Origin of the sequence: Aquitalea sp. USM4 (assembly GCF_004328945.1) — a bacterium.
GTDB classification, from domain to species: domain Bacteria; phylum Pseudomonadota; class Gammaproteobacteria; order Burkholderiales; family Chromobacteriaceae; genus Aquitalea; species Aquitalea pelogenes.
This window is the reverse complement of the sequence record NZ_CP029539.1, coordinates 1,476,645-1,497,644: the sequence shown is the minus strand read 5'-3', so window position 1 is coordinate 1,497,644 and position 21,000 is coordinate 1,476,645. Positions and strand designations below refer to the sequence as shown.

Here is a 21,000-nt window from a genome sequence, read left to right as displayed (position 1 = left end):
AAAGCCCGCATCAAGCGGGCTTTTTTCACTACTACAGCAACAAGCGGCTTCAGTTGAAGGGCGTGGGGCGTGGCGTGTTATTGCTGGAAGCGGGCAGGATGGGCAGCACAACCTGCGGCTGCTTGCCGGTCAGCGTATGCAGGAAGGCCACGATATCGCCAACTTCCTGCTGGCTGAACTGCCGCCCCAGCTGCAGCTGGCCCATGGTGGACACCGCCGCCTCCAGCGTGGGCGCTCCGGCATCGTGGAAGTAAGGCGCGCGCAAGGCCACGTTACGCAGCGAAGGCACCTTGAACAGCATGCGGTCGGCATCCTTGCCGGTTACCCCGGCTCGGCCCTGCGCCGGGTTGCTGGTTTGGTACGGCGACACCAGGCCCATCTTCTGGAAGGAATTGCCACCCACCGCCGGGCCGTTGTGGCAGGCCACGCAGCCAGCGGTCTTGAAGGTTTGATAGCCGCGCAGCTCCTGCGTGTTCAGCGCCTTCTTGTTGCCCTTCAGCCACTGGTCAAAGCGCGAATCCGGCGTCACCAGGGTTTCTTCAAATGCGGCAATCGCCTGCGTCACCTCCTGCATGGTGATTTGCTTGCGGCCAAACACCTGCTTGAACTCATTCACATAAGCCGGCATGGAGCGCAACACATCCAGCGCCAGCACATGGTTGGAGGCCATTTCTTTGGGGTTGGCAATCGGGCCGCTGGCCTGCTCCTGCAAGGACTTGGCGCGGCCATCCCAGAACTGCGCCACATTCATGCTGGAATTCAGCACCGAAGGGGAACGGATAGGCCCTTGCTGCCAATGGTCGCCAATCGAGGAGCTGAGATTGTCACTGCCGCCGGTGGACAGGTTGTGACAGGAATTACAAGAAATAAAACCAGACTTGGACAGGCGCGGCTCAAAAAACAGTTTCTTGCCCAATTCCACCATGGCCGGGTTTTTAATCACGGCTTTGGGAATAGGTTGAATTGGCTCGCTTTGAATTGCTGCAGCGGCATGAACTGCTGTGGCGGTGAATAGCGGCAACAGCATGCTGAAATAACGGAGAGATTTCATGGTTTGCTCCATCTGCGTTAAAAATGCTTGTTTTAATCAGCCCTGAATAGCGTTAAACCTGAATGCAAGCCAGCGCCATTGCGCAAAGCCTTTTCTGGCAAGGGATTTTTCCTGAATAAAATGCCTGCACAAAATAATAGGCAATATTTCCCCCTGGCTGCGTGGCCATCAAAATTTCAATAAACAAAAGGTGGGATTAAAACCTTGTAATGAATAAGGTTTTTAATGGCAGATACAATGCGGTAGATTGAAACCGGCAGATTTGTCGCAGATCAAACAGCGCAATTGAAAACCATGCTGAACGAATTGATATTTTAAATGCCCTTGATAGCCAAAAAATATCAGTAGGCGAATGGGAGATTAAGACGCAGGGAAAAAGGCAATGCACAAACCGCAGCTGGCTTGCTGTGTGGCGTTATGGCGGGCAGGCCTGGCGCTGGCGGAAGGCCTGCAGGGCGGATGCATGACGGAGCGTTTGAGGTGTGGCCCAAAGTGAACCAGAAAGGCCACGTGTGGGTGGCTGGGCAAGTCAGCCCTTATTTGGCAAAGAAGATAAAACCCAGAGCCAGGCCAATCAGCAGGCACAAACCGCTGATGCAGCAGATTTTTTCGATGATGGCATCAAGGCAATGCAAGACGTACTGGCCAGCTTTTTTCAGCATGGTTTCCCCAACCATAGAACGTGGCAGTAATTTGGACATGGCACCTTGCCTGGAAAAATACATGGTTTGACAACTCTTGACATAAATTGCCAGCAGACAATAAATGTTAAATCCGGCCACTACAAGCTATTGAACGGGGGAATGGCTGTTAAATTATGAAAATAACCGTATGGCATTGCTGGCAATGGCAAATCCATGCGTGGGGGGAGCGGGCATGCCCAATTCGTGGCAAAAGTTCAAGCTGGAGGCTGCTGCTGGCTAGTCATGGGCTGTATGTCCATGCCAGATAGGGCAGGTACCAAGACATCACCGCCTGACGATGCATTTGGGATACAAATTTCCCCAGTCAGCCTGCTATAAGCCATATGGCATCTGATTTTTATGTCAACTACACAATTTGCCAGTAAGATTTGACCATGTGTGATTTGGTAACAATAAGTTAGATATTGTTAACAGTCATTCAAGGTAAAATAAAATATAGTGGGGATTATGATGAAACAAAAAATCTGCGCACTCAGCATCATGCTGTTTGGCTTCTCTGCGGCTGTTCAGGCTACACCTTACGTACCGCCAACGGTGACAGTAGCTTATGGCGGATACCGCTACACCATTACGTCACAGAATCTGACATACAACGCCAACTCGGCAACGCTGATCGCACAGCCGTGGTGGGGAAATAGCACACTTGGTAATGCCCTGGCCGGTCTGGTTCGGGGCAATGCTGGCGGCTATCAGGGTAGCTATTCCAGTTTTGGCGCACTTTTTGGTTATGCACTCAATAGTACCGTTGTAAGTATTGATTATTGGAATGGTTCTACTGTTGTACATTGTCCAACAAACTGTCCGGGAGTCGCTAATCCTTACTATTATGCCTACCTGGTCAGCATGCAGCCGGACCTGACACTGACCAGCTCCGCTCAGGACCAGCACAACAACCCCGGCATCAACGCCGCCCGTGTACTGGATGCCAACAGCGCGCTGCAATCCCGCTTCAGCGGCCTGAGCACGGCACAGCAGCAATCCAGTGCAGTCAGCCAGACCCTGCCGGTACTGACCGGTGCCGCGAGCCAGGCAGTTCAGGCGGCATCCACTGCGGTCAATCAGGTCATTGTCGGTCGTTTGAATACCCAGCGTGGTCAATCCTCCGGTGACACCTTCTACACCGACAAGAATGTTTGGCTGAAGCCCTTCGGCTCACGTGCCGACCAGGCCGATACCGATGGTGTAAGCGGCTACAAGGCCAACATCTTTGGCCTGGCTGGCGGTGTGGATGGCAAGCTCAACAGCAAGCTGCGCCTGGGTGCCGCTTTCAGCTATGCCCGCAGTGATGTGGACAGCAATGCCAGCGCCCCGCAAAGCCTGAATGTGGATAGCTACCAGCTGATCGGCTATGGCTCTTACGACCTGAACGAACGTACTGCGCTGGATTTCCAGGCTGACATCGGTCAGAACAAGAACGAAAGCAGCCGCACGCTTTCTTTCGCCAGCAACGTGGCCAAGGCCAACTACGACAGCTGGACGGTTCACACCGGCCTCAGCCTGTCGCGCAGTTACGCGCTGAGTGAAAATAACAGCCTGATTCCGTCCGTGCGCGTGGATTACACCCGCATTCGCGCTGATGGTTATCAGGAAAGCGGTGCCGGTTCGCTCAACCTGAACGTGGGCACGCAAAATACCGAAGCACTGGTATTTGGCGTGGACGGCAAGCTGGTCAGCAAGCTCAACGACAAGCTCACCCTCAGCACCAGTATTGGTGTGGGCTATGACGCCATGAGCAAGCAGAACGCCATCACCTCCGCCTATGCAGGCGCACCGACGGCAGCCTTCACCACTACCGGCATCAACCCCAGCCCGTGGCTGGGTCGTGGCGCACTGGGCCTGGCCTACAAAACCAAGAACGGTCTGGAAATCACCGGCCGTTACGATCTGGAATACCGCCAGAGCTACCTGGGCCAAACCGTATCGCTGAACCTGAACATGCCTTTCTGAGCGCAGCACAGGTGCAATGAAAAAGGCCCGCAAGGGCCTTTTTTTATTACTTCTGTCCCGCAGCCTCCCGCCACAGCGCAGGCCAGGCCTCTGCCCAGCAGCATTGATGGGTAAACCCCGGCACTGTGCGCAGGCTTACCGGCAGCTGCGCTGTCAGGCGTTCTGCCACGCCTGCGGCCAGTGTTGGCGGAATGTTTTCGTCTTGCTCACCGCTAAACAGCCATACATGGCGGGCGCGCAGATGTTGCAAGCCTTGTTGCGGGTCCAGCGAGCCTTGCAACGGTGACAGGCCGTGCAGTCTGATCCAGCCTGCCGGGTCCACATTACCCGCCACGCCTATCAGCAGCTGAACATCGCTACGCCGCTCGGCCAGCAACAGGGCGAGCGCAGCACCGCCGGAATACCCCACCAGATTGATTTGCCCGGCACCGTATTGCTGCTTGAGTTGATCCAGCGCCTGGTCCAGCGCGGCCACCACCGGCTCGGCAAAGCGTTCAGAGGTCCACCAGCGCTGCTGGCATTGTGCGGGCATGGGCTGCGCGTACTGGCATGGCCGTGCCAGATAGACGGCCACGCCATCGGGCTGCTGCAAGGCCAGTTGCAAGCCTGTGGGCCGCAGTGGGGTTGGGTCGTCTGACGGGGTGTCGCTATTGAGCCAGGCCAGGCCATCGCCTTCCAGATAAACCGTAATGGGCTGATTGCCTGCTATCTGCGCGACCGGGCCGGCACTGAACAGACGGAAGTCCCCGGCCTGCAGAAATTGTCCTTGCCAGCCACTGGCCTGCAGCAACTGCTGCGAGTGCGCCAGGCGGCTTGCTCCATCCGGCAGCTGGGCACAGGCGGACAGCAGCAGCACGCTACACAACAGGACACTACGCAGCACAGTGGACAACATGGCGGGCACCGGAACCAAAGAAAGCCACACTATACCGCCTGGGCAATCGCCCCCGGTATGCCAGCCTCATTAAAACAGCGATCGCCCGGTATAAGTGGTAAACAGCTCCAGCGCCTGCACCCCGGCCAGCGAGTTGCCGTTGGCGTCCAGCCCCGGCGACCACACGCACAGCGCCAGCTCGCCCGGCAGCACCGCCACAATGCCGCCGCCCACCCCGCTTTTGGCGGGCAGGCCCACGCGGAAGACAAAATCCCCGGCGGCATCGTAAGTGCCGCAGGTCAGCATCAGCGCGGACAGCCGCTTGTTGGCACTGACATCCAGAATGCGCTCGCCGGTGAGCGGCACCACCCCGCCATTGGCCAGAAACAAGGCCGCCTGCGCCAGTTCCACACAGCTCATGGTGATGGCGCACTGGCGGCAATAGGCTTCCACCACCTGTTCCGGGTTCATCTGCATATTGCCGAAGCTGGCCATGAAATGGGCTATCGCCCGGTTGCGGTTGGCATGCGCCATTTCCGACTGCGCCACCCGCGAATCGTAGTTGAGGTCCGCCTGGCCAATCAGCCGCCGGATAAACTCCAGCACCGCCGTGTCCGCCCGCACAAAACGCTGCGCCAGCACGTCGGTTACCACCAGCGCCCCGGCATTGATAAACGGGTTACGCGGCTTGCCCTGTTCGGTTTCCAGCTGCACCAGCGAATTGAACGCTGTGCCGGACGGCTCGCGCCCCACCCGTTGCCACAAATCATCGCCCAGCAGGCGAAACGCCATCACGCAGGCAAACAGCTTGGAAATGCTTTGAATGGAAAAGCGCTCCCAGGCGTCCCCCACGGTAAAGCAGCGGCCATCCACCGTCACCACCGCCATGCCGAACTTGTCCACCGGCACCCGTGCCAGCTCCGGAATATAGCCTGCCACCGTACCGCTCCCGCGCCAGCGGGCAATGTCGCGGTAAATGTCATCCAGAACTGTTTGGTAATCCATCCGGCAGCATCCTGTGTGGCGTTTAAGCGGGGCAGTTAATGTACTGGAAACAAAGCCGCCAATTCCAGCGCTTTAGGTGCTGCGCTGCGGCAGCCCGGGAGAATGGCAGCTTTAACCGTGGCCCTTGTTTGATAAAACACCTTGTATTGCCACAATGGCGTGATAGTCTTCAAAGGATGCATTTCGGGTATTAATGCAGGCGGCAATGTTCTGACATGTATTTACACATGTTATTGCCGCGTATGCCGTTTGGGGCGGCATGTATTGATATCTGTCAGGTATTCAATTTACAGAAAATGCCAAAATAAATTTTCTGTCATAAACAATCATAAAAATAATCCGGGACAGCGGCAGCATGCATCAGCTGCTGATGGACTGCCGCCTGCCCCCGGCCTTGATTCCGTCGCTTGGAGGCACCATGTCAATTTCTCAGCGTATATCGCTTCTGCTGGCTGTATTGTTCGCGGCCATTGTTTCCCTCAGTTTTGTTGGCATTTATGGCTTGAATGGTGCGCAAGACCGCTTTGAGTACTATCAGGACAACACCGCACCCAGCGTAAAGGCGCTGAGTGAAGCCAATATACTGACCCAGAAAATCCGCGTGCAGGCACGTGACTACCTGATTTTCACCACCCCGGAAGGCCGGGCGCAGGCAGAAAGCAAGCTGAACGACGCCGTGGCACGGGTGACGTCGCTGTTGAATGACTACGAGAAAAACTACATTTCCGACGACACCGACCTGGCCATGGTGAAGCAGGACCGGCAAATGTTTGATACCTACATCAGCAGCACCCGCAAGCTGCTGAGTGCCGCCGCCGCCGGCAATAGCGCCGCCGTACAAGCCAGCTTTGCCGATGGCGGCGATTTCCGCCAAAGCGCCAGCACGCTGGAAAACCAGCTGCTAAAGCATCTGGACTACAACTGGAAGCTGGGCGATGTGCTGCGTGAAAAAAACAAGCAAGCCTACCAGAGCCTGCTGATCACCCAGATTGCCATCAGCGCGCTGGCCATTGTGTTCAGCCTGGTGTTTGGCAGCATCACCATCCGCAACCTGCGTAACCGCCTGAACCGGCTGGGCGACTTTATCGACCACGTTACCGGCAAGCTGGACTTCACCCCGCGTATCAAGGTCACCCGCGATGACGAGCTGGGCAAGGTGGCCGATGCCATGAACAAACTGCTGACCCGCCTGCAAGACAGCCTTAACGAAATCAACCGTGGCGCACTGTCCATTGCCAGCGTGTCCGACTCCCTGTCGCAAAACGCCAGCCAGGTGGCCAGCGCCGCCAGCCAGCAAAGCAGCGCCTCGGCCAATGTGGCCGCCACGGTAGAGCAGATGACCGTCAGCGTGAATCACGTGGCCGACCGCGCCTCCGAAGCCAACAGCATGACCGTGGAATCCGGCAAGCTGGCCAGCGACGGCGTTACCGTCATCAACGACGCCGCCACCGGCATCCGCAATATTGCCGCCAACATCCACAATGCCGAAACCCTGATTCACGACCTGGAAACCAGAACGCAAGACATCGAAAGCGTGATTCAAGTCATCAAGGACGTGGCCGACCAGACCAACCTGCTGGCGCTCAACGCCGCTATCGAAGCCGCCCGCGCTGGCGAACAAGGCCGTGGCTTTGCCGTGGTGGCCGACGAAGTACGCAAGCTGGCAGAACGCACCGCCAGCTCCACCCAGGAAATCACCTCCACCATCGTCAACATGCGGCAAAGCGCCGAATCCGCCGTGCGCGGCATGCAGGACGTAGTAGGCCTGGTGGAACACAGCGTCAGCAACACCACCACCGCCAACGACGCCATCAACCGCATCCAGCACAGCAGCCAGCAAGCCAGCCATGTGGTGGGCGAAATCACCAGCGCCATCCAGGAACAAAGCGTCGCCACCAACAATATTGCCCAGCAAGTGGAAAGCATTGCGCAAATGGCCGAGCGCAGCAGCATCTCCGCCACCGACACCGCCAAGCTGGCGCAAGACCTGGACCAGCTCTCCCGCGCGCTCAAGGGCATTGTCGATACCTACACCCTAAACTCCGCCCACACCACGCTGATGTAAGGCAAAGGCAGCCAGGGCCCCCCGCCTTGGCTGCCCGGGCGCTAGCGCATGTACAAATCGGTACTGGCGCGGCGCAGCTGCTGATGGGTGAGCGACAGAATGCGGTACATATCCTCGCGCGACAGGCCGTCGCCGCGCTCATCCCCCAGCATTTCCAGCAAATACGTCAACGGCTTCAGGCTGCCGTTAAGGTCGGCCTCCACCTTGTCCAGCCGCGCCTGCAACTGCAGGCATACCCGCCACACCCGCTGCATGCAGGCATCGGCCAATGGGTCCGGCTCTGGCCCCAGCGCCTGCTGCAAGCATTCCAGACACGCATGCAAACGGCCCAGCGGCAGGCTGATCTGGCTCATGAAAGAAGCAAACTGCGGGTCGGACTGGGACGGGAAATCAGCAGGCAGGGACGACGGGAACGGCGGTGGTTGTGGTGTACTGCTCATGACAAAACCCTCCGAGATAAAGGTTTTTGCCTACGCTCCCGACGCCAATCGGGGGGTGGCAGGCACATGGCAGGATTGGCGTTACCGGAATCTCGGAACCGGCGTCTCCAAGGAGACTCCCGCCAAGGCCTGCCGTCGAAGGGCAAAGCAATGGCGTGAGAACTGGAGCGCATTGTGCTTACGCCGCAGTTCCCGAGATTCCAACGGGACGCCAATCCCGGTGCCGCTATTGAACGGCACCGGGCGATTATCAGCCGGGAAGGGGGCCAGAAGCAAGGCAGGCAGCCAGCCGGACGCCAACACCCGACCAGACGACACGGCGTGAATGAGCAAGGCGATGGATTCGCGGATTAATGCCCCGCGCAGTCCGGCAAGGCAGAGAAAGAATGTGACGTAAAAGCGGCTGACAAACCCATACCAGCCACCCAAGATGGCAAAGGCGTTACCAACAACAGGAAACCGGTGCCAAAGCGGCTCCCACCAAGGACTGCAAAAGTATGAACAAGCCCACCATGTACAGACGTGGTGGGCTTTTTGTGAAGGGTGCTGGGTGAAGCAACCCTCAGTGATGTGGAGTGTTGGATTTTAACTCTTCGAAGTTAGGTGCTCTTCCATACCGGAGGGGTGTCGAGTCGACTACATTCCTTCAAACCGGGATAATGCGCACTATCATCAAAGGAATCTATGGTCTACTCCCAATTACTCCTCGATCAGCCTGCATTGCTAGGCATGGACCACGTCACCGACGCTATTAACGATCTCTCAATAGGCTCTGGAGTTGAAGAACGTGGGGCCGTCTTTACGCGGCCAGAAATCGTTGAGTTTATTCTTGACCTAGTTGGTTACTTGCCATCGGAGACCCTGTATCAGCGATCTTTGCTGGAGCCTTCATTCGGTGGCGGCGAGTTTTTGTTGGCTGCTATCTCGCGTCTGCTGTTGGCCAGAGACGTTGCCCGTGAGAAGGGAGTTGCAGAGCCTACGCTTGAGCACTGTATTCGTGCGGTAGAACTACACGTTGATTCTTTTGAGCAGACTCGTACAAGGGTTCTTAATTTGCTCCGAGAAAGGGATGTCAGTCTTGTCGAGGCAAACAAGCTTGTTGCACAGTGGCTTGTGCAAGGTGACTTTCTGCTGACCCGGCTACCTTGTACGTTTGACTTCGTGATCGGAAACCCGCCCTATGTGCGCCAGGAACTAATACCAGCCGCTCTGATTGCGGAGTATCGGCTCCGCTACGCGACGATCTACGATCGTGCTGACATCTACATTCCATTTATTGAACGAAGCCTTCAGTTACTCAAAACAGGAGGCAAGTTGTCTTTTATTTGCACAGATCGATGGATGAAGAACAGATATGGTGGCCCCCTTCGTGCTTTGGTTGCGCGTGACTACCACCTACAGGCATACGTCGATATGACGGATATTCCATCGTTCCAAAGCGACGTGGTTGCATACCCTGCCATCACGGTTATTGCGCGTGCAAAACCCGGCCCGACATTAGTTGCTTCTCGCCCTCAAGCCGACGAAAGTGCTCTTCATTCATTGGCCAAGGTCTTACGTGGTGAAGTGCATCCGTTACCGTCTTCAGTGTATCAACTTGATGCAGTCACAAATAGTAATGAACCCTGGTTGTTTCAGGTCTCCGAAGCAACCGAACTCATTCGCCGCATTGAGCAGTGCTTCCCTGCATTGGAAGAGACCGGTTGTAAGGTTGGCATTGGGGTCGCGACGGGTGCGGATAAGATTTACATCGGCAAGTTGGATGAATTGAACGTCGAACCAAGTCGCAAGCTGCCACTTGCGATGACTAAAGATATTCGGAATGGGCATGTTGAGTGGCGCGGATTGGGGGTCATCAATCCCTTCTCCGATGACGGGGCGCTTGTCAATCTCAAGGATTATCCTAAGCTTCGCGCCTACCTTGAATCCAATCATAAAGTCATAACAGGAAGGCATGTCGCGAAAAAAGATCCATCGCGTTGGTATCGAACTATCGACCGCATTACACCTGTACTTGCAAATCGGCCAAAGCTGTTGATACCTGATATCAAAGGTGATGCACAGGTCGTATACGAAGAAGGTAATCTATATCCGCATCATAACCTTTATTACATTGTATCCGACTATTGGGATCTACACGCACTGCAAGCTGTTCTGCTGTCCAGCCTTACTCGGTTCTTTATCGAAACCTATTCGACCAAGATGAGGGGGGGCTTCCTCCGTTTTCAAGCCCAGTATCTTCGACGGATTAGGTTACCTTGTTGGGATGATGTGCCGCATCAGTTGCGAGTAAGGCTAGTCAGAGCAGCAAAGGCACTTGACTTAGCTTCTTGTGATGAAGCGGTGTTCGAACTTTACAAAATATCGCCACAAGAACAAGTAACTATTAAAGGGGGAAGATAATATGGCACTAGACCTAGCGAATTATCAAGAACACGCTAAAGAAGCAATCATGGTATTCTGGGGAAATCGCGAAGCTGCTTTGAGAAACCAAGTCGAATCTGGTCATGTCGATGCTGGCACACGAGGCGCAGTAACAGCAGGTAAGAACCTTGATGGTTTTATTGCGTTGATGCGCAACCTGGTCGTAGCAAACGGACTTCATCACGCCAACGTTCACGTCAATAAAGGTCTGGTTGTATTGCCAGGTTTCTTTAGACCGACCAAACAGTGGGATCTATTGGTTGTGAACGGCCATCGCCTTGTGGCTGCAATTGAATTCAAATCGCAGGTAGGTAGTTTCGGCAATAACTACAACAACCGGACCGAGGAGGCAATTGGCACTGCTCATTGCCTCTGGACCGCCTATCGCGACGGGGCGCTGGGTAACGAACCACGGCCTTTTCTTGGTTGGTTGATGGTCGTTGAAGATGCGCCTGGGTCGCAAGCTCCCGTACGAAATGAAGAGCCACATTTTCCAGTGTTTCCGGAGTTCCGGGGCGCTTCGTACCTCAGGCGATATGACTTGCTCTGCCAAAAACTGGTCCGTGAACAGCTCTACTCAGCCGCTGCCCTGCTGGCTACGCCTCAGAGCGCAGTGAACACAGGCAGCTATACGGAATTGTCAACACTCTCGGGGCTCGGAAATTTTGTCACGGCATTTGCTGGACATATCGCGGCAGAGGCTGCACGCACCTCTCCGTCAACGTAAATTTAGTAATGGAATCGCTCTGAACCAGTATAAAGTTCTCAGCTGGCTCAGCTGGCTCAGCTGGCCCATGCCAGAGTGAAAAATCCACCTAAGCCCTCCGGTGGATTTTTCATTATCTGTGTCAGCATTGTTCACTAACCTGACATGGTTTTCACTTTCTTTGGCATTGCGTGAATCGCCTCGGCTTTTCTAGGCACTCTTGAGCCGTTGGAAATATTGCTTCTCAAACTCTACCGGAGATAGCCCGTTTGCGGAACCATGCCGGCGTTTCGGGTTGTAGAACATCTCGATGTAATCGAAGATATCCCGCAGGGCCCCCTCTCTGTCGTGGTAGGTTTACCATTCAGTTCGTGGAGCACACTCCACAGGCGTAACCCAAACCCCGTTTACGTAGAAATTCGGACAAGCCCCGGATGTGCTCTGGCTCAGTAAAATGAAGGCTTGTTCAGATTTTCCTTGGATACCTTATTCTTCGTTATTGGATGGAATGACCACACCAAGAATAGCGATCAATGCACCGAGCACAAAAACGCCGATGAGACCTATAGCCCCAACACTACCAGAGGCTATGAAGTCAGACAGAGCGGCTGATACATGATTTTCCTGAATTAGGAGCAGGCATACAACGCATGCAGGAATAAATGGGAGTATAAAGCCAATTGCACGCACAATGAGCTTCTTCTGTAGAAGCAGAAACCCGCCTCCAATTGTCAATAGCGCTGTTGTAAGTCCGTACAAGGCTCTTTCGGTACCGGTTGGGACTAATTGATCTTTGGTTAAATCTACGAAAAATACAGCGAGAAGACCCAAGGCTGGCAGGAGCCACTCATAAGGCTTTTCTTTCCCCTTTTCAACTATTTTCGCCACAACAAGATATGTAGTTCCCATGCCAGCTGTGGCGACCCCAAGAGTCGCCACATTTGGGAGCCAAGCTGCGAACACCCCGGCGGTAGCAAAGCCTGTTGATGAAACAGCTATTGCTAAACCGCCAGCTGCTCCAATGGCTTTTATAATAATTGCAAAGAACGCAGCAATTGCTGGTAGTAATTGTGCAATACCCCAGAGTAAGCCTCCGGCAGCAATACCTAAAGCCGCAATAGTGAAGGGGTTGGACCAGTTAAGGCGACTCATTCTAATCTTTCATGCATTTGGTATAATGCATTGTATCTGAAAAAAGTGCGGAATCTAGTATCAAAACCATGTTTGTCAGCAAAAATTACGAATGGATTGGGCGACCATCTTTTCGATGCAACTGATCTGGACTGTCCAGGGAGGGCGGGACAGTCCAATTGGAATATTGCCGATTACAAGCCTAGCTAGAGGCATCTCCTGATAAGCAGTAACAATACAAAGAAAGAGGCCCATAAATTTCTCAATTTATGGGCCTCTTTTTCTCAGCTTATGCGTCTATCTACATACACCCTTTGTAGGATCCCATTTCCGTTTAGATCTGGGGCATTGCCAGATCAACGGGGTTCTAGTCGAAAGTGGGACGGATCAGGTACCGGCGTCCCATTTTCGTAGATGATCCTCTGCCAAGCTTTTTCACGACGGTTCACCGTGTCGTGCCACTTCGTCAGGTCACCAACGCTGTGCTTGGCAATGAACCGGTCAAGCGCTTCAGAACGAGTATATACCAGCTGGCGGCATGCTTCGATGCTGGTTCCCCGCAGGGGATAGATCGACACGGCCTTCAGCATAAGCATGGCTTTTTTGGGCGAGCGACCAATCCTGTCAGCTATCTCGGTACCGAAGATGTGCTGCCGTAGGAAGCGGTCCACGTCGACCGTCCGGACCCGCGAGCCATGGTACTTTCTCGTCCCCAGCTTGTGAGAGCGAATATAGTCGTTCTGGGTGAGCCAGTAAGCAACCTGCTGTTTCACCCCCAACACCTCCGCAAGCTCGGGAATCGTGATCCAGTTGACCCGATCTGTCTGCATGGCCGCTCGCCACTGAATCAGATCCTTGCGCTTAAACACCCAGCGGCTGATACCCGCCTTGCCAATGAGCGTTCGGGTCAGCACCAGCGCCCCCGCCTTGACCTCCTCCACCAACGACACTATCTCGTCTGCGTTCCACTGCCAGTAATGCAGCACATCGGCGAGCGAGATCTCGTCATCATCTACGCAGTAGACACGTGGCAGCTCCTCACCCAGTTCTGCCAGCTGGTACACCTCCGTGCTGGAGATGCACCACGGCAGGTGCTGCTGGTCGTTCACGCGCCTGGCAGATGGAAAAAGCAGCTTCAGTATCCGTCGCAGCCGGACCTTGCCCAGCCCGAGAATCTCCATGGCTTTGGCCATGGTGATCTCGCCGGCCAGCTCCTCCTCGACATGTGCCAGCTGGTCTTTCCTCACCATCAGGAAGCGCCGGCCCTTGGCGCTGATCGTCTCTTGACCATCCAGCTGCCCGGAGCGGACGAGATACCGCAGCCTGGCCATCGAAATACCCAGCCGATCTGCTGCTGCCTTGCCCGGAATCCACTGCACGTTTTCGAGTACGGTGTCGGTCAGACGCCGGTTTCGCTTGGCAAGCGCACCTTTCCAGTTGTGGGTGACCCACTGTTCAAAGGCTTCCCGCACCGGACCGTAGATTCCCCCGCGCAAACCTCCTTTATATAGGTACTGGTACGCATCCTTGAACACAGCCTTCAGACTGATCCTGGCCTCACCCCCGGTGTTTTGCAGCACGTCGAGGGCCTGATGGAACTTCTCAGGCCAAAAGACCAGCATCTCTGCCGCCAGTGACGACATGGTCCAGGAAACGGCCATCGCGCCAGAGTTGGCGATCTTGAGCGGCTTCTGACTAGCCGCCGGATCCAGATACACCCCCAGGTACCGGATCAGGGATTGCACTTGGGCTATCGTCATCCCTTGGAACGGGTAGCCATGCTGGTAGCGGATGTCCTGTCTGAACAGTATCTGCTCTAGTACCTCGCCGAGCAGAATGCCTGCAGGGGGCGCATCCTCTGGTATTTCCTGGCGTAGATCTGCGCCACAGTTGCAGCGCAGTAGGCTATCCCGCAGCCAGGTTAGTCGCTCGCCACAGCTTGAGCATTGGTCGATCAACCACACGCCATGCTTATGGCAGGTGTCAAAGTGCAAAACCTCCCAGCCAAGCCGCCAGCGCGGGTCTTCCCCCAAGCAGTATGGGCAAAACCGAGCGTGCTGCCGATTCCAGATACCCGGTTGCTCTTGCAGAAGCTTGGCCACGTACCGCACCTGCTCATGTAGCTCCGGGTAGAGCTGCGGATGCGGCAGCAGCTGCTGTTGCTGCAGGGCTTCCGGATTGAAGGCAATACCAATCTGCTCCAGGTCGCGCAAATTCATGAAATTAGCTTCAGCCAGTCTGAACAGATAGCCAGTGGGGCCCTCGGTCCGCGAGGGATGAGGACGTATCAATAGTGTCGGTACTGGTAGTTGTGGGGTAGCACTGTCATGCATTGCTTGCCCCTCCCTTGTTTGCCCGTAGTCCGAGTTTCACGGCGACGGGTGAGCCGACGGGATCTTTGCGCGTATGCTGGTAAAAAACCTCTCCGGGTTGCGTCAACGGCCGTATCGGTGACTCTGGATGGAACGGGTTCAAGATATCTGGCACGTCTTTCCAGATGCGCTCACGGAAACCGGCAGCCAGCACATCAAGCGACAGGGTACTCAGCCCTGCCAGGTTGGCCGCCGATACCGCTCCCTCCAGCAGCTTGATGGTGTAGTCGAGCAGCCCAAAGCTGGCCGTGTGAATGCGCCTGGCCAGGTTGGCCTCGTACAGGGGTATCTCGCTTTCCATCGGCAGGCATGCGGCAATGCCTTTGAGCAAACCGCGGTACTCGATGAAATCGGCCTCATCCTCCAAGGAGAATGGATCCATCTGGATGCACTGCGAGAAGCGACGCGACAGCTGCTCATTACTGCGAATCACCAGCTCGGCAGCAGGTAATCCACACCCGACCATGCCCAACCCCGTGCTTTCCAGCAGGTTTTTAAGCCAGTCGGTGACATCGCGAAATGCGGTCACGCTCGGGGTATAGAACAGGTGCTGAAACTCATCGAGCAGCAGCATCTCCACCCCACAGTGCTTGATGAACTCCACGAGCCGGGTCGTCTTTTCTGGCGCCGTACCTCGGTGTGACTTCCGGTCACCCATCGCTTCAAGAATGGCGCCGGCCAAGCTTCGCACAGTTGGCGAGGATGGCACCCGCGTAACCAGGACTGGGATTTGCGTTCGCTGAGCCCCGAAGCTGCGTGGATACTCGGCTTCATACGCCTGCAGGATGGTACTTTTACCGGCACCGGATGGACCGATTAGCAGCACACCGCCACCCACACCATGGGTACGCCGGCGGTGATGCAATTCGGCGATCAGGAACAGTGCATTGCGGAATCGTTGGTGGCAAATCGGTTCCAGCAGCAGCTTGTAGCCCAGCACCTTGTCCGAGGTGAAGCTGGCCGCCGGAACAAACTTCTTCATCATGAGCAGGGGATCCATCAGACACCCCCTTTCTTTGTGGAGACCGAAAACTCTGGCAGGTCGTCTCCCAAGCCGTCCGGCAGGTCTACCGGAGGGGCAACCTTCTTCTGTTTGGTGGACTTACGGGCTTCCGCCAGCGGATCCTGGTTGGCTAGAACCGCCTCACTGTTCAAGTTGTGCTGACGCGCCCCGGACTTCCGGTAGCCCATCTTTTTGTGCTGTAAAGCAGCTTGCGCTATCTCTTGGATTTCGCGCTTAGCCTCCAGCAACTCAGGTGCATTGCACTGGTCGCCAAACTTTTTGCGCGCATGGGCGCGGATAGTACGGTGCATTTCCCTGGTTAGACCCGCTGCGTACTCCATATCCCGTGCCGGCACTCGGAGGTACACCTTGCTGTCCGGATCCAGGACATGGATGTGGCCAACATCGTCCTCGTAGTACTTGATATCCACGGAGATGTTCTTGCCGGTACGACGGCGAATCAGCTGCACGATCTGGTCGTTGTAATGCAGCCCTTCGAACTCCACGCCGTAATGGAACAGGGTGCGCTGTGCAGGGATGCCGGCAATCAGCTCCAGTTGCTGCGGGTTGACCGGCAAAGCAATCGGCGTGGTTTGGGCCGACTCTTGCCATCGATCCAATGGCCGGCCGCGGATCCCCCGGTGTGGCGTGACGTTGTAAACATCGACAATCCACTTGGTGATCAAGTGAGTCAAAGTCTGCATATCCAGGCAGGCCTGTTTCTCAGAGGGGTAGTCGCCGCGCTGTTCTGGATTGGAGAACGTTGTCCCTGGCAGGGTGTGAATGTGGCCTGCGCTCATCGTACGAATGAAGCGTTCGATCCCCCCTTTCTGATATGAGATTTTCGAACCGCAGAACAGCACCACAATACTCAACTCCAAGCAGCCTTGCTCAAACCCGGTGCTGTGAAGGTCCGCGCCATTGTCTACCGCAACTAGCAGCGGGATACCGTAGGCTGGCCAGCAATTCTTGATGTCCGGAAATTGGGCGAGGAGATCCTCTTTCGGCAGGATGGCACGCCTCAGGCATTGTAAGAGCGAGTTGGCAGATGGCGCACCGATGCTGATGTAAAAGCCGACGATCATGCGAGAGTGGTGGTCAATCGCCAGAGTAATCCACGGTCGTCCCAGCGCCAGGCCTGTTACCAGGTCGATGATGATGATATCCAGCGGCGTATGGTCGATCTCGATGCGCTCCAGAATGGCTTGAGTCTTGACCATGCCAATGGCGGCCCGGTACTTCATGCGTGTGGCTTCGGCCCCTTCCCGAGCCAGATCAACGAGGTCTTGTTGAAGCTCACCCAGCCAGCGATAAACCGTGGTGCGCCCCGGACATTTCATTTGTTCATGTGTGGGCAGCACCTGATTGATGGCCTGGACGCGCGCTTTAATCCGTTCATAAACAGAGAGCTTGGGCAGCTTGTTATCTGTCAGGTAAACCTCGGCGATGACCTCTTCAAAGATGGCGTAACTTGGCTTGTGCTGGTGGATCGAAGCTGAGCGATTCCATGGGATCAGCTTCAGAATGGACCGCGTTTGCCGGTAACGCCGCCACCAGGCAGAAACGGTCGACGGGCATGGGGGGGTGGCATCGCCGATCTCTTCAGCAATTTCACGAATGCGCTCGCCCCAAACTGTCGAGTTATAGGCTACCTTTTCTGGACTCAACTTCTGTAGATAGAGCAGACGACGTTTGGCAATCTCCTGGATTTTGGACGGATAGGTAGAGAGATCACGTGGAGTTACCACATAGATCGCATTCCCGAGATTTGCCAGCGACGACTCATCAATCAGCCACTCTTGCGATTGCCAGCGTTGCAAGAGCTCGGCATATGTCAGATTCAAGACCTCGCCGTCTTCGGAACATAGCTGCAACTTGCTGCTGGCGAGTCGTCGATCCAACTCCCAGCGGGTCTGTCCTGCAATGAAGCGAAGCCCACGTTTAAAAGTAAATTGCTGCATGCTGTCCTCCTACAGGTAGTTGCACAGAGGATGCCGGCGTGAGCACCAGCGACATGTCAGGGACAAGCAAACCTTTTGCAATCATGGAATAGGTCACACCTGGACCGAAAATCTCCAGGCACTCCTGGATACAAGTGTGGTCGCGTCCCTTCAGTTTCGCTGCAACTTCCTTGGCTGAGGGTAAGTTTTCGGGAGCGTGGTTGTACCAATACAGTAGTTGACTAAGATTGCGGAACAAGGGCTCTTGCCGTATTTCCTGTTCAGTCAGTATCAGGAAGTGCTCCCTCCGTTCCTGCAGGTGCTGTGCTATTCGTTGGTACTTGGCTTTCACTACGGGACGTTCGAGCTCGGCAGACGGTTTGACTTCAATGAGTAAGGAAATCTCGCTGCACAGGTTAACCCGCAGGTCCGGGACGTAGCTGCACATTGCCTGCCCATCCCAGTAAGAAATTTCTTCTGGCTGTTCTTGGTACGAGAGCACCCCAGGGGAGAGTTCCATCAAGAGCAGTGCATCTTTTTCCAGTAGTGACTCCCAGGCCACCATCCGGTTGAGCTTTTTCGAGGGGAAATAGCCACGGATGTGCCTACCCCTACGGGTAACGACTTTACGTACTCGCATCGCATTCTCCTGGTAGCGCTGGCAAGACTTCTCCCTGCGCTACCACGCATCAGTATGGAAAGAGCCAATCGCAGAACGAGCGAAGCCGCCGTTCAGCAGCTTGCTGACCGTTTTTGGCTTGAAATGGGGGAATGTGGCTTGACCGCTAAGATGCGCGAGACGATACTGAGCTTGTCTAGGGCAAAGGTTTCGGCTTTTGCATCAACGGGCTAGCCACATGGCTAGCCTTTTTTACATTTCTGCTTCTCCTTCATTCTTGGGGTGCGTTTGACCCGTCAACACATCGGCGGGACATCCAAGCCTCCACCGGTATTGCCGGTCTTCAATCTGTATCCATGCCGGCTTCAGGATTCTCTGCTGGCAATGCCGAAACTTTCTGACTGCTTTGCTTCGCGAGCCATTGAGCCACGTCGTATGTGAGCGCGAAGTAGCCTCGCCGCCCCTCGATCTCGAACTCACCGACCGGCAGCGACTTCCGAGCGCGTGCTTGGCGGTACGCAGCTGGAGATGCGTAACCAAAAATTTTCCAGAGCTCTCGGCTGGGAAGTAAGGGGCCATACAACTTGGTCAGGCTATCCCTAAGCTCGCCAGTCAAACGCTCTATATCTGCTTGTTGCGCCACGTTACGTCCCTGCCGTCTAGATCTTAGAAAGAGTACGCCAATATAAAGCTACTGTAATAGTGTACAAATTCTGAGGGAGAAGACACGATTCCTTGAGAAATCATAATTCATTCAACGAATTAGAGATAATATTAAGTCATTTTAAATAAATCAGCCGGGATGAATTGTGAAAATTAATGACGCAAAGAGATGTGTTAAGGAGCTAAGAGTGAGGTTCTGGTATGAAGGGCTTCGCCAAGTACTGCATGCCAACTCTCCATGGGAAATCGAGCGCAAATTCAATAGGCCAGCCCTACACAGGGAGTCAGATGTGTTGTGTATATCAAATTCATGGAGAAGATATAGGGAGGGAAGGAGCCTGCCGAGAAAGTCATCGGTCAGAAGATTTGATGTATGGATACAACAACTGAATGGACCAGCTGAGAGTAATTTTTCATCGGAACTATATAATGTTTTATGGGATATTCTGTTGCTTGAGAAAATAAATCATACACGGTTGAAGAAATTTACTGAGAAGGCGGGAGATAGTTTAAGAGTAAATATTGAGCGCTGGTGGCATGCTGAAGTAAATCAGACAAGGCAGAGGCCCTGGGTCAGGATAAGTAGATCGCTGGTACATATGGGGAGTATGGATGGGCTTGCTGGATTGGTTTTGATCTGGGTGTATTACTATCAAGTTGAGAATTACTTCGCGATATGTGATATCGCTGAGGCGATATACAGAAGTATGTTGGTTGTCGGTATTTCCTTTAGAACAAGGGGGCTTGATAAAGAATTTTTTGATTTGTTTATAATGAGGGTGTTCAACTTGATTGCCTGGCGGGATAGCATGTGTCTGTTGGACTATAACCTTTTTTATACTAGCTTAGATATTATTGAATATTCCATGAAGAAGATGAAAAATGAAGAGAGTGCAGACGCATATTTGCTGAATAAAAATAGAATTTCGCCGCGTAGGGAGTTTTTCAAGATTGTCTTTCAGTTTGATCTTCCCATCTTTCCTGTGTGGGGTGAAGGGCCACCGACCAAATTGCAATGGATTGGTTATGTAGAAAAAAAGTATAATTGGTTTAAGAAATTTATTACGATAAGAGAGGCGTATTTAATTGGTGCTTAGTGATTACGATGGAAGTTGGTTGATTCATATTGTTGATATTGAAATGTGCATATTCTTCATTCTATGTGATGATTTTTTTGGTTGAATTGTTCTCGTAAGTTAATGGTGAAAGTAAATCAGCTAGTTTTTTCATGGATTGTGGGCTGATTTCTCCACTTGACGTGTTGTGTAGATTCGGTGTCCGATGTAATGACATCTGTGCTCATCCTGTGGTTTCTTCTTGAGATGATGTTGCAAGAGGTTCGTCTCAATTGCATCCATCATGCCTGGTGATCTCGGGCATAGACCTTTACAGTTTTCGTTTTTCTTCTCTCTCGGGATCAGATTGAGTGGGTCAATAACTATGTGCTCGTGGAACAATATATCTCTGATGAGAGAAATAGCGGTGGTTTCAGAACAACGAGTCATGGTTCTTCTTGCCAGGACTAGACGATGATCATATTTCTTGACTATGACGGTGTGCTCCATCCAGATGCCGTATACCTTGAGAAGGGACGCCCAGTACTGAGAGCAGAAGGTGAACTATTCATGTGGGCTCCAGTGCTCGTGGACTTGCTGGTTGACTATCCGAATGTACAAATTGTCTTGAGCACCAGTTGGGCCAGAGTTCTGCGCTTTTCGAGGGCAAAAGCCTGGTTACCTGATCAGCTTGCTGCGAAAGTGATCGGTTCGACCTGGCATTCGAGGATGTCATTACCAACGGAGATGAATCCTGGAGGTAGGGTAACGTGGTGGGATGATGCGACGCGGTACCAGCAAATCCGTCGCTATGTTGTCCGGGCTGGATTGCAAAATTGGCTTGCACTAGATGACCAGCCGACAGGATGGGAGGATAGTGATAGACCCAATCTGATTCAGACGGATAGCAGGACTGGTCTTTCTGACCTCAAGGTGCAAACGTTGCTGGCTAGAGAGCTGGCCAGGCGCAGCGGTTAGACTACCAACTGGTATCAAGAAGC

General features: G+C 54.1%; 17 protein-coding genes and 1 pseudogene. 6 read left to right on the top strand and 12 right to left on the bottom strand.

The genetic code is table 11. The features are described from left to right. Window positions 1-49: 49 nt before the first annotated feature. Window positions 50-1,051: a cytochrome-c peroxidase gene (locus DKK66_RS07100; RefSeq protein ID WP_165494117.1), complete on the bottom strand. Its 1,002-nt coding sequence runs from the start codon at window positions 1,049-1,051 to the stop codon at window positions 50-52. A gap of 536 nt (window positions 1,052-1,587) precedes the next feature. Beyond that, entirely contained in the window at window positions 1,588-1,713 is a 126-nt protein-coding gene (locus DKK66_RS20585) for a hypothetical protein (RefSeq protein ID WP_255434235.1), read from the bottom strand. Between the two features lie 885 nt (window positions 1,714-2,598). On the opposite strand from DKK66_RS20585, the gene DKK66_RS07095 reads away from it, so the two are divergent. Then, window positions 2,599-3,702, top strand: coding sequence for an autotransporter outer membrane beta-barrel domain-containing protein (locus DKK66_RS07095; protein WP_165494116.1), 1,104 nt, complete (start codon window positions 2,599-2,601; stop codon window positions 3,700-3,702). Window positions 3,703-3,748: 46 nt separating this feature from the next. On the opposite strand, the gene DKK66_RS07090 is transcribed toward DKK66_RS07095, so the two are convergent. Further along, a complete protein-coding gene (locus tag DKK66_RS07090; protein WP_131356632.1) occupies window positions 3,749-4,597 on the bottom strand; it encodes an alpha/beta hydrolase in 849 nt (282 codons plus the stop codon). A 69-nt stretch (window positions 4,598-4,666) separates the two neighbouring features. After that, complete coding sequence (locus DKK66_RS07085; protein WP_131356629.1) at window positions 4,667-5,581, bottom strand: glutaminase; 915 nt, start codon at window positions 5,579-5,581, stop codon at window positions 4,667-4,669. A gap of 418 nt (window positions 5,582-5,999) precedes the next feature. On the opposite strand from DKK66_RS07085, the gene DKK66_RS07080 reads away from it, so the two are divergent. After that, window positions 6,000-7,646 carry a methyl-accepting chemotaxis protein gene (locus tag DKK66_RS07080; protein ID WP_165494115.1) on the top strand — a complete coding sequence of 549 codons (1,647 nt, stop codon included), beginning with the start codon at window positions 6,000-6,002 and terminating at the stop codon, window positions 7,644-7,646. Between the two features lie 41 nt (window positions 7,647-7,687). Here the strand turns inward: DKK66_RS07080 and DKK66_RS07075 are convergent, their stop codons facing one another. Then, window positions 7,688-8,086 (bottom strand): hypothetical protein, encoded by a 399-nt coding sequence (locus DKK66_RS07075; protein WP_131356623.1) that lies wholly within the window; start codon window positions 8,084-8,086, stop codon window positions 7,688-7,690. 729 nt (window positions 8,087-8,815) lie between these two features. On the opposite strand from DKK66_RS07075, the gene DKK66_RS07070 reads away from it, so the two are divergent. Together DKK66_RS07070 and DKK66_RS07065 are read left to right on the top strand one after the other, a co-directional pair. Continuing rightward, window positions 8,816-10,489, top strand: coding sequence for an Eco57I restriction-modification methylase domain-containing protein (locus DKK66_RS07070; RefSeq protein ID WP_207389858.1), 1,674 nt, complete (start codon window positions 8,816-8,818; stop codon window positions 10,487-10,489). Window position 10,490: 1 nt separating this feature from the next. After that, a complete protein-coding gene (locus DKK66_RS07065) occupies window positions 10,491-11,237 on the top strand; it encodes a PaeR7I family type II restriction endonuclease (RefSeq protein WP_131356617.1) in 747 nt (248 codons plus the stop codon). Window positions 11,238-11,426: 189 nt separating this feature from the next. Here DKK66_RS07065 and DKK66_RS07060 read toward each other — a convergent pair. The 7 genes and pseudogenes from DKK66_RS07060 to DKK66_RS07030 all read right to left on the bottom strand — a co-directional run. Next, window positions 11,427-11,570 (bottom strand): annotated as a pseudogene (locus DKK66_RS07060) (IS3 family transposase); the annotation flags it as partial. Window positions 11,571-11,702: 132 nt separating this feature from the next. After that, on the bottom strand, window positions 11,703-12,368 hold the full coding sequence (locus tag DKK66_RS07055; RefSeq protein ID WP_131356614.1) for a hypothetical protein: 666 nt from the start codon (window positions 12,366-12,368) through the stop codon (window positions 11,703-11,705). A 335-nt stretch (window positions 12,369-12,703) separates the two neighbouring features. Continuing rightward, complete coding sequence (locus DKK66_RS07050) at window positions 12,704-14,680, bottom strand: TniQ family protein (RefSeq protein WP_131356611.1); 1,977 nt, start codon at window positions 14,678-14,680, stop codon at window positions 12,704-12,706. After that, window positions 14,673-15,719, bottom strand: coding sequence for a TniB family NTP-binding protein (locus tag DKK66_RS07045; RefSeq protein ID WP_131356608.1), 1,047 nt, complete (start codon window positions 15,717-15,719; stop codon window positions 14,673-14,675). Before DKK66_RS07045 ends, DKK66_RS07050 begins: the two co-directional genes overlap by 8 nt. Continuing rightward, window positions 15,719-17,683: a Mu transposase C-terminal domain-containing protein gene (locus DKK66_RS07040; RefSeq protein WP_131356605.1), complete on the bottom strand. Its 1,965-nt coding sequence runs from the start codon at window positions 17,681-17,683 to the stop codon at window positions 15,719-15,721. Before DKK66_RS07040 ends, DKK66_RS07045 begins: the two co-directional genes overlap by 1 nt. Continuing rightward, window positions 17,664-18,302, bottom strand: a complete 639-nt coding sequence (locus DKK66_RS07035; protein WP_131356602.1) for a TnsA endonuclease N-terminal domain-containing protein — start codon at window positions 18,300-18,302, stop codon at window positions 17,664-17,666. The genes DKK66_RS07040 and DKK66_RS07035 overlap by 20 nt, the downstream gene beginning before the upstream one ends. Window positions 18,303-18,624: 322 nt before the next feature. After that, complete coding sequence (locus tag DKK66_RS07030; RefSeq protein WP_131356599.1) at window positions 18,625-18,924, bottom strand: hypothetical protein; 300 nt, start codon at window positions 18,922-18,924, stop codon at window positions 18,625-18,627. A gap of 166 nt (window positions 18,925-19,090) precedes the next feature. Between DKK66_RS07030 and DKK66_RS07025 the strand changes: the two genes are divergently transcribed. Both DKK66_RS07025 and DKK66_RS20730 read left to right on the top strand, forming a co-directional pair. Next, window positions 19,091-20,041 carry a hypothetical protein gene (locus tag DKK66_RS07025; protein WP_131356596.1) on the top strand — a complete coding sequence of 317 codons (951 nt, stop codon included), beginning with the start codon at window positions 19,091-19,093 and terminating at the stop codon, window positions 20,039-20,041. Window positions 20,042-20,473: 432 nt separating this feature from the next. Beyond that, window positions 20,474-20,977, top strand: coding sequence for an HAD domain-containing protein (locus DKK66_RS20730; RefSeq protein WP_131356593.1), 504 nt, complete (start codon window positions 20,474-20,476; stop codon window positions 20,975-20,977). Window positions 20,978-21,000 lie beyond the last annotated feature (23 nt).

What these genes read in the sequence shown, in the direction of transcription:
- DKK66_RS07065 (WP_131356617.1), top strand. Translation starts at nt 10,491, where the DNA reads ATGGCACTAGACCTAGCGAATTATCAAGAACACGCTAAAGAAGCAATC.
- DKK66_RS07080 (WP_165494115.1), top strand. Translation starts at nt 6,000, where the DNA reads ATGTCAATTTCTCAGCGTATATCGCTTCTGCTGGCTGTATTGTTCGCG.
- DKK66_RS07085 (WP_131356629.1), bottom strand. Translation starts at nt 5,581, where the DNA reads ATGGATTACCAAACAGTTCTGGATGACATTTACCGCGACATTGCCCGC.
- DKK66_RS07045 (WP_131356608.1), bottom strand. Translation starts at nt 15,719, where the DNA reads ATGGATCCCCTGCTCATGATGAAGAAGTTTGTTCCGGCGGCCAGCTTC.
- DKK66_RS07035 (WP_131356602.1), bottom strand. Translation starts at nt 18,302, where the DNA reads ATGCGAGTACGTAAAGTCGTTACCCGTAGGGGTAGGCACATCCGTGGC.
- DKK66_RS07070 (WP_207389858.1), top strand. Translation starts at nt 8,816, where the DNA reads ATGGACCACGTCACCGACGCTATTAACGATCTCTCAATAGGCTCTGGA.
- DKK66_RS20585 (WP_255434235.1), bottom strand. Translation starts at nt 1,713, where the DNA reads ATGCTGAAAAAAGCTGGCCAGTACGTCTTGCATTGCCTTGATGCCATC.
- DKK66_RS07050 (WP_131356611.1), bottom strand. Translation starts at nt 14,680, where the DNA reads ATGCATGACAGTGCTACCCCACAACTACCAGTACCGACACTATTGATA.
- DKK66_RS07055 (WP_131356614.1), bottom strand. Translation starts at nt 12,368, where the DNA reads ATGAGTCGCCTTAACTGGTCCAACCCCTTCACTATTGCGGCTTTAGGT.
- DKK66_RS07040 (WP_131356605.1), bottom strand. Translation starts at nt 17,683, where the DNA reads ATGCAGCAATTTACTTTTAAACGTGGGCTTCGCTTCATTGCAGGACAG.
- DKK66_RS07095 (WP_165494116.1), top strand. Translation starts at nt 2,599, where the DNA reads ATGCAGCCGGACCTGACACTGACCAGCTCCGCTCAGGACCAGCACAAC.
- DKK66_RS07090 (WP_131356632.1), bottom strand. Translation starts at nt 4,597, where the DNA reads ATGTTGTCCACTGTGCTGCGTAGTGTCCTGTTGTGTAGCGTGCTGCTG.
- DKK66_RS07075 (WP_131356623.1), bottom strand. Translation starts at nt 8,086, where the DNA reads ATGAGCAGTACACCACAACCACCGCCGTTCCCGTCGTCCCTGCCTGCT.
- DKK66_RS07100 (WP_165494117.1), bottom strand. Translation starts at nt 1,051, where the DNA reads ATGAAATCTCTCCGTTATTTCAGCATGCTGTTGCCGCTATTCACCGCC.
- DKK66_RS20730 (WP_131356593.1), top strand. Translation starts at nt 20,474, where the DNA reads ATGATCATATTTCTTGACTATGACGGTGTGCTCCATCCAGATGCCGTA.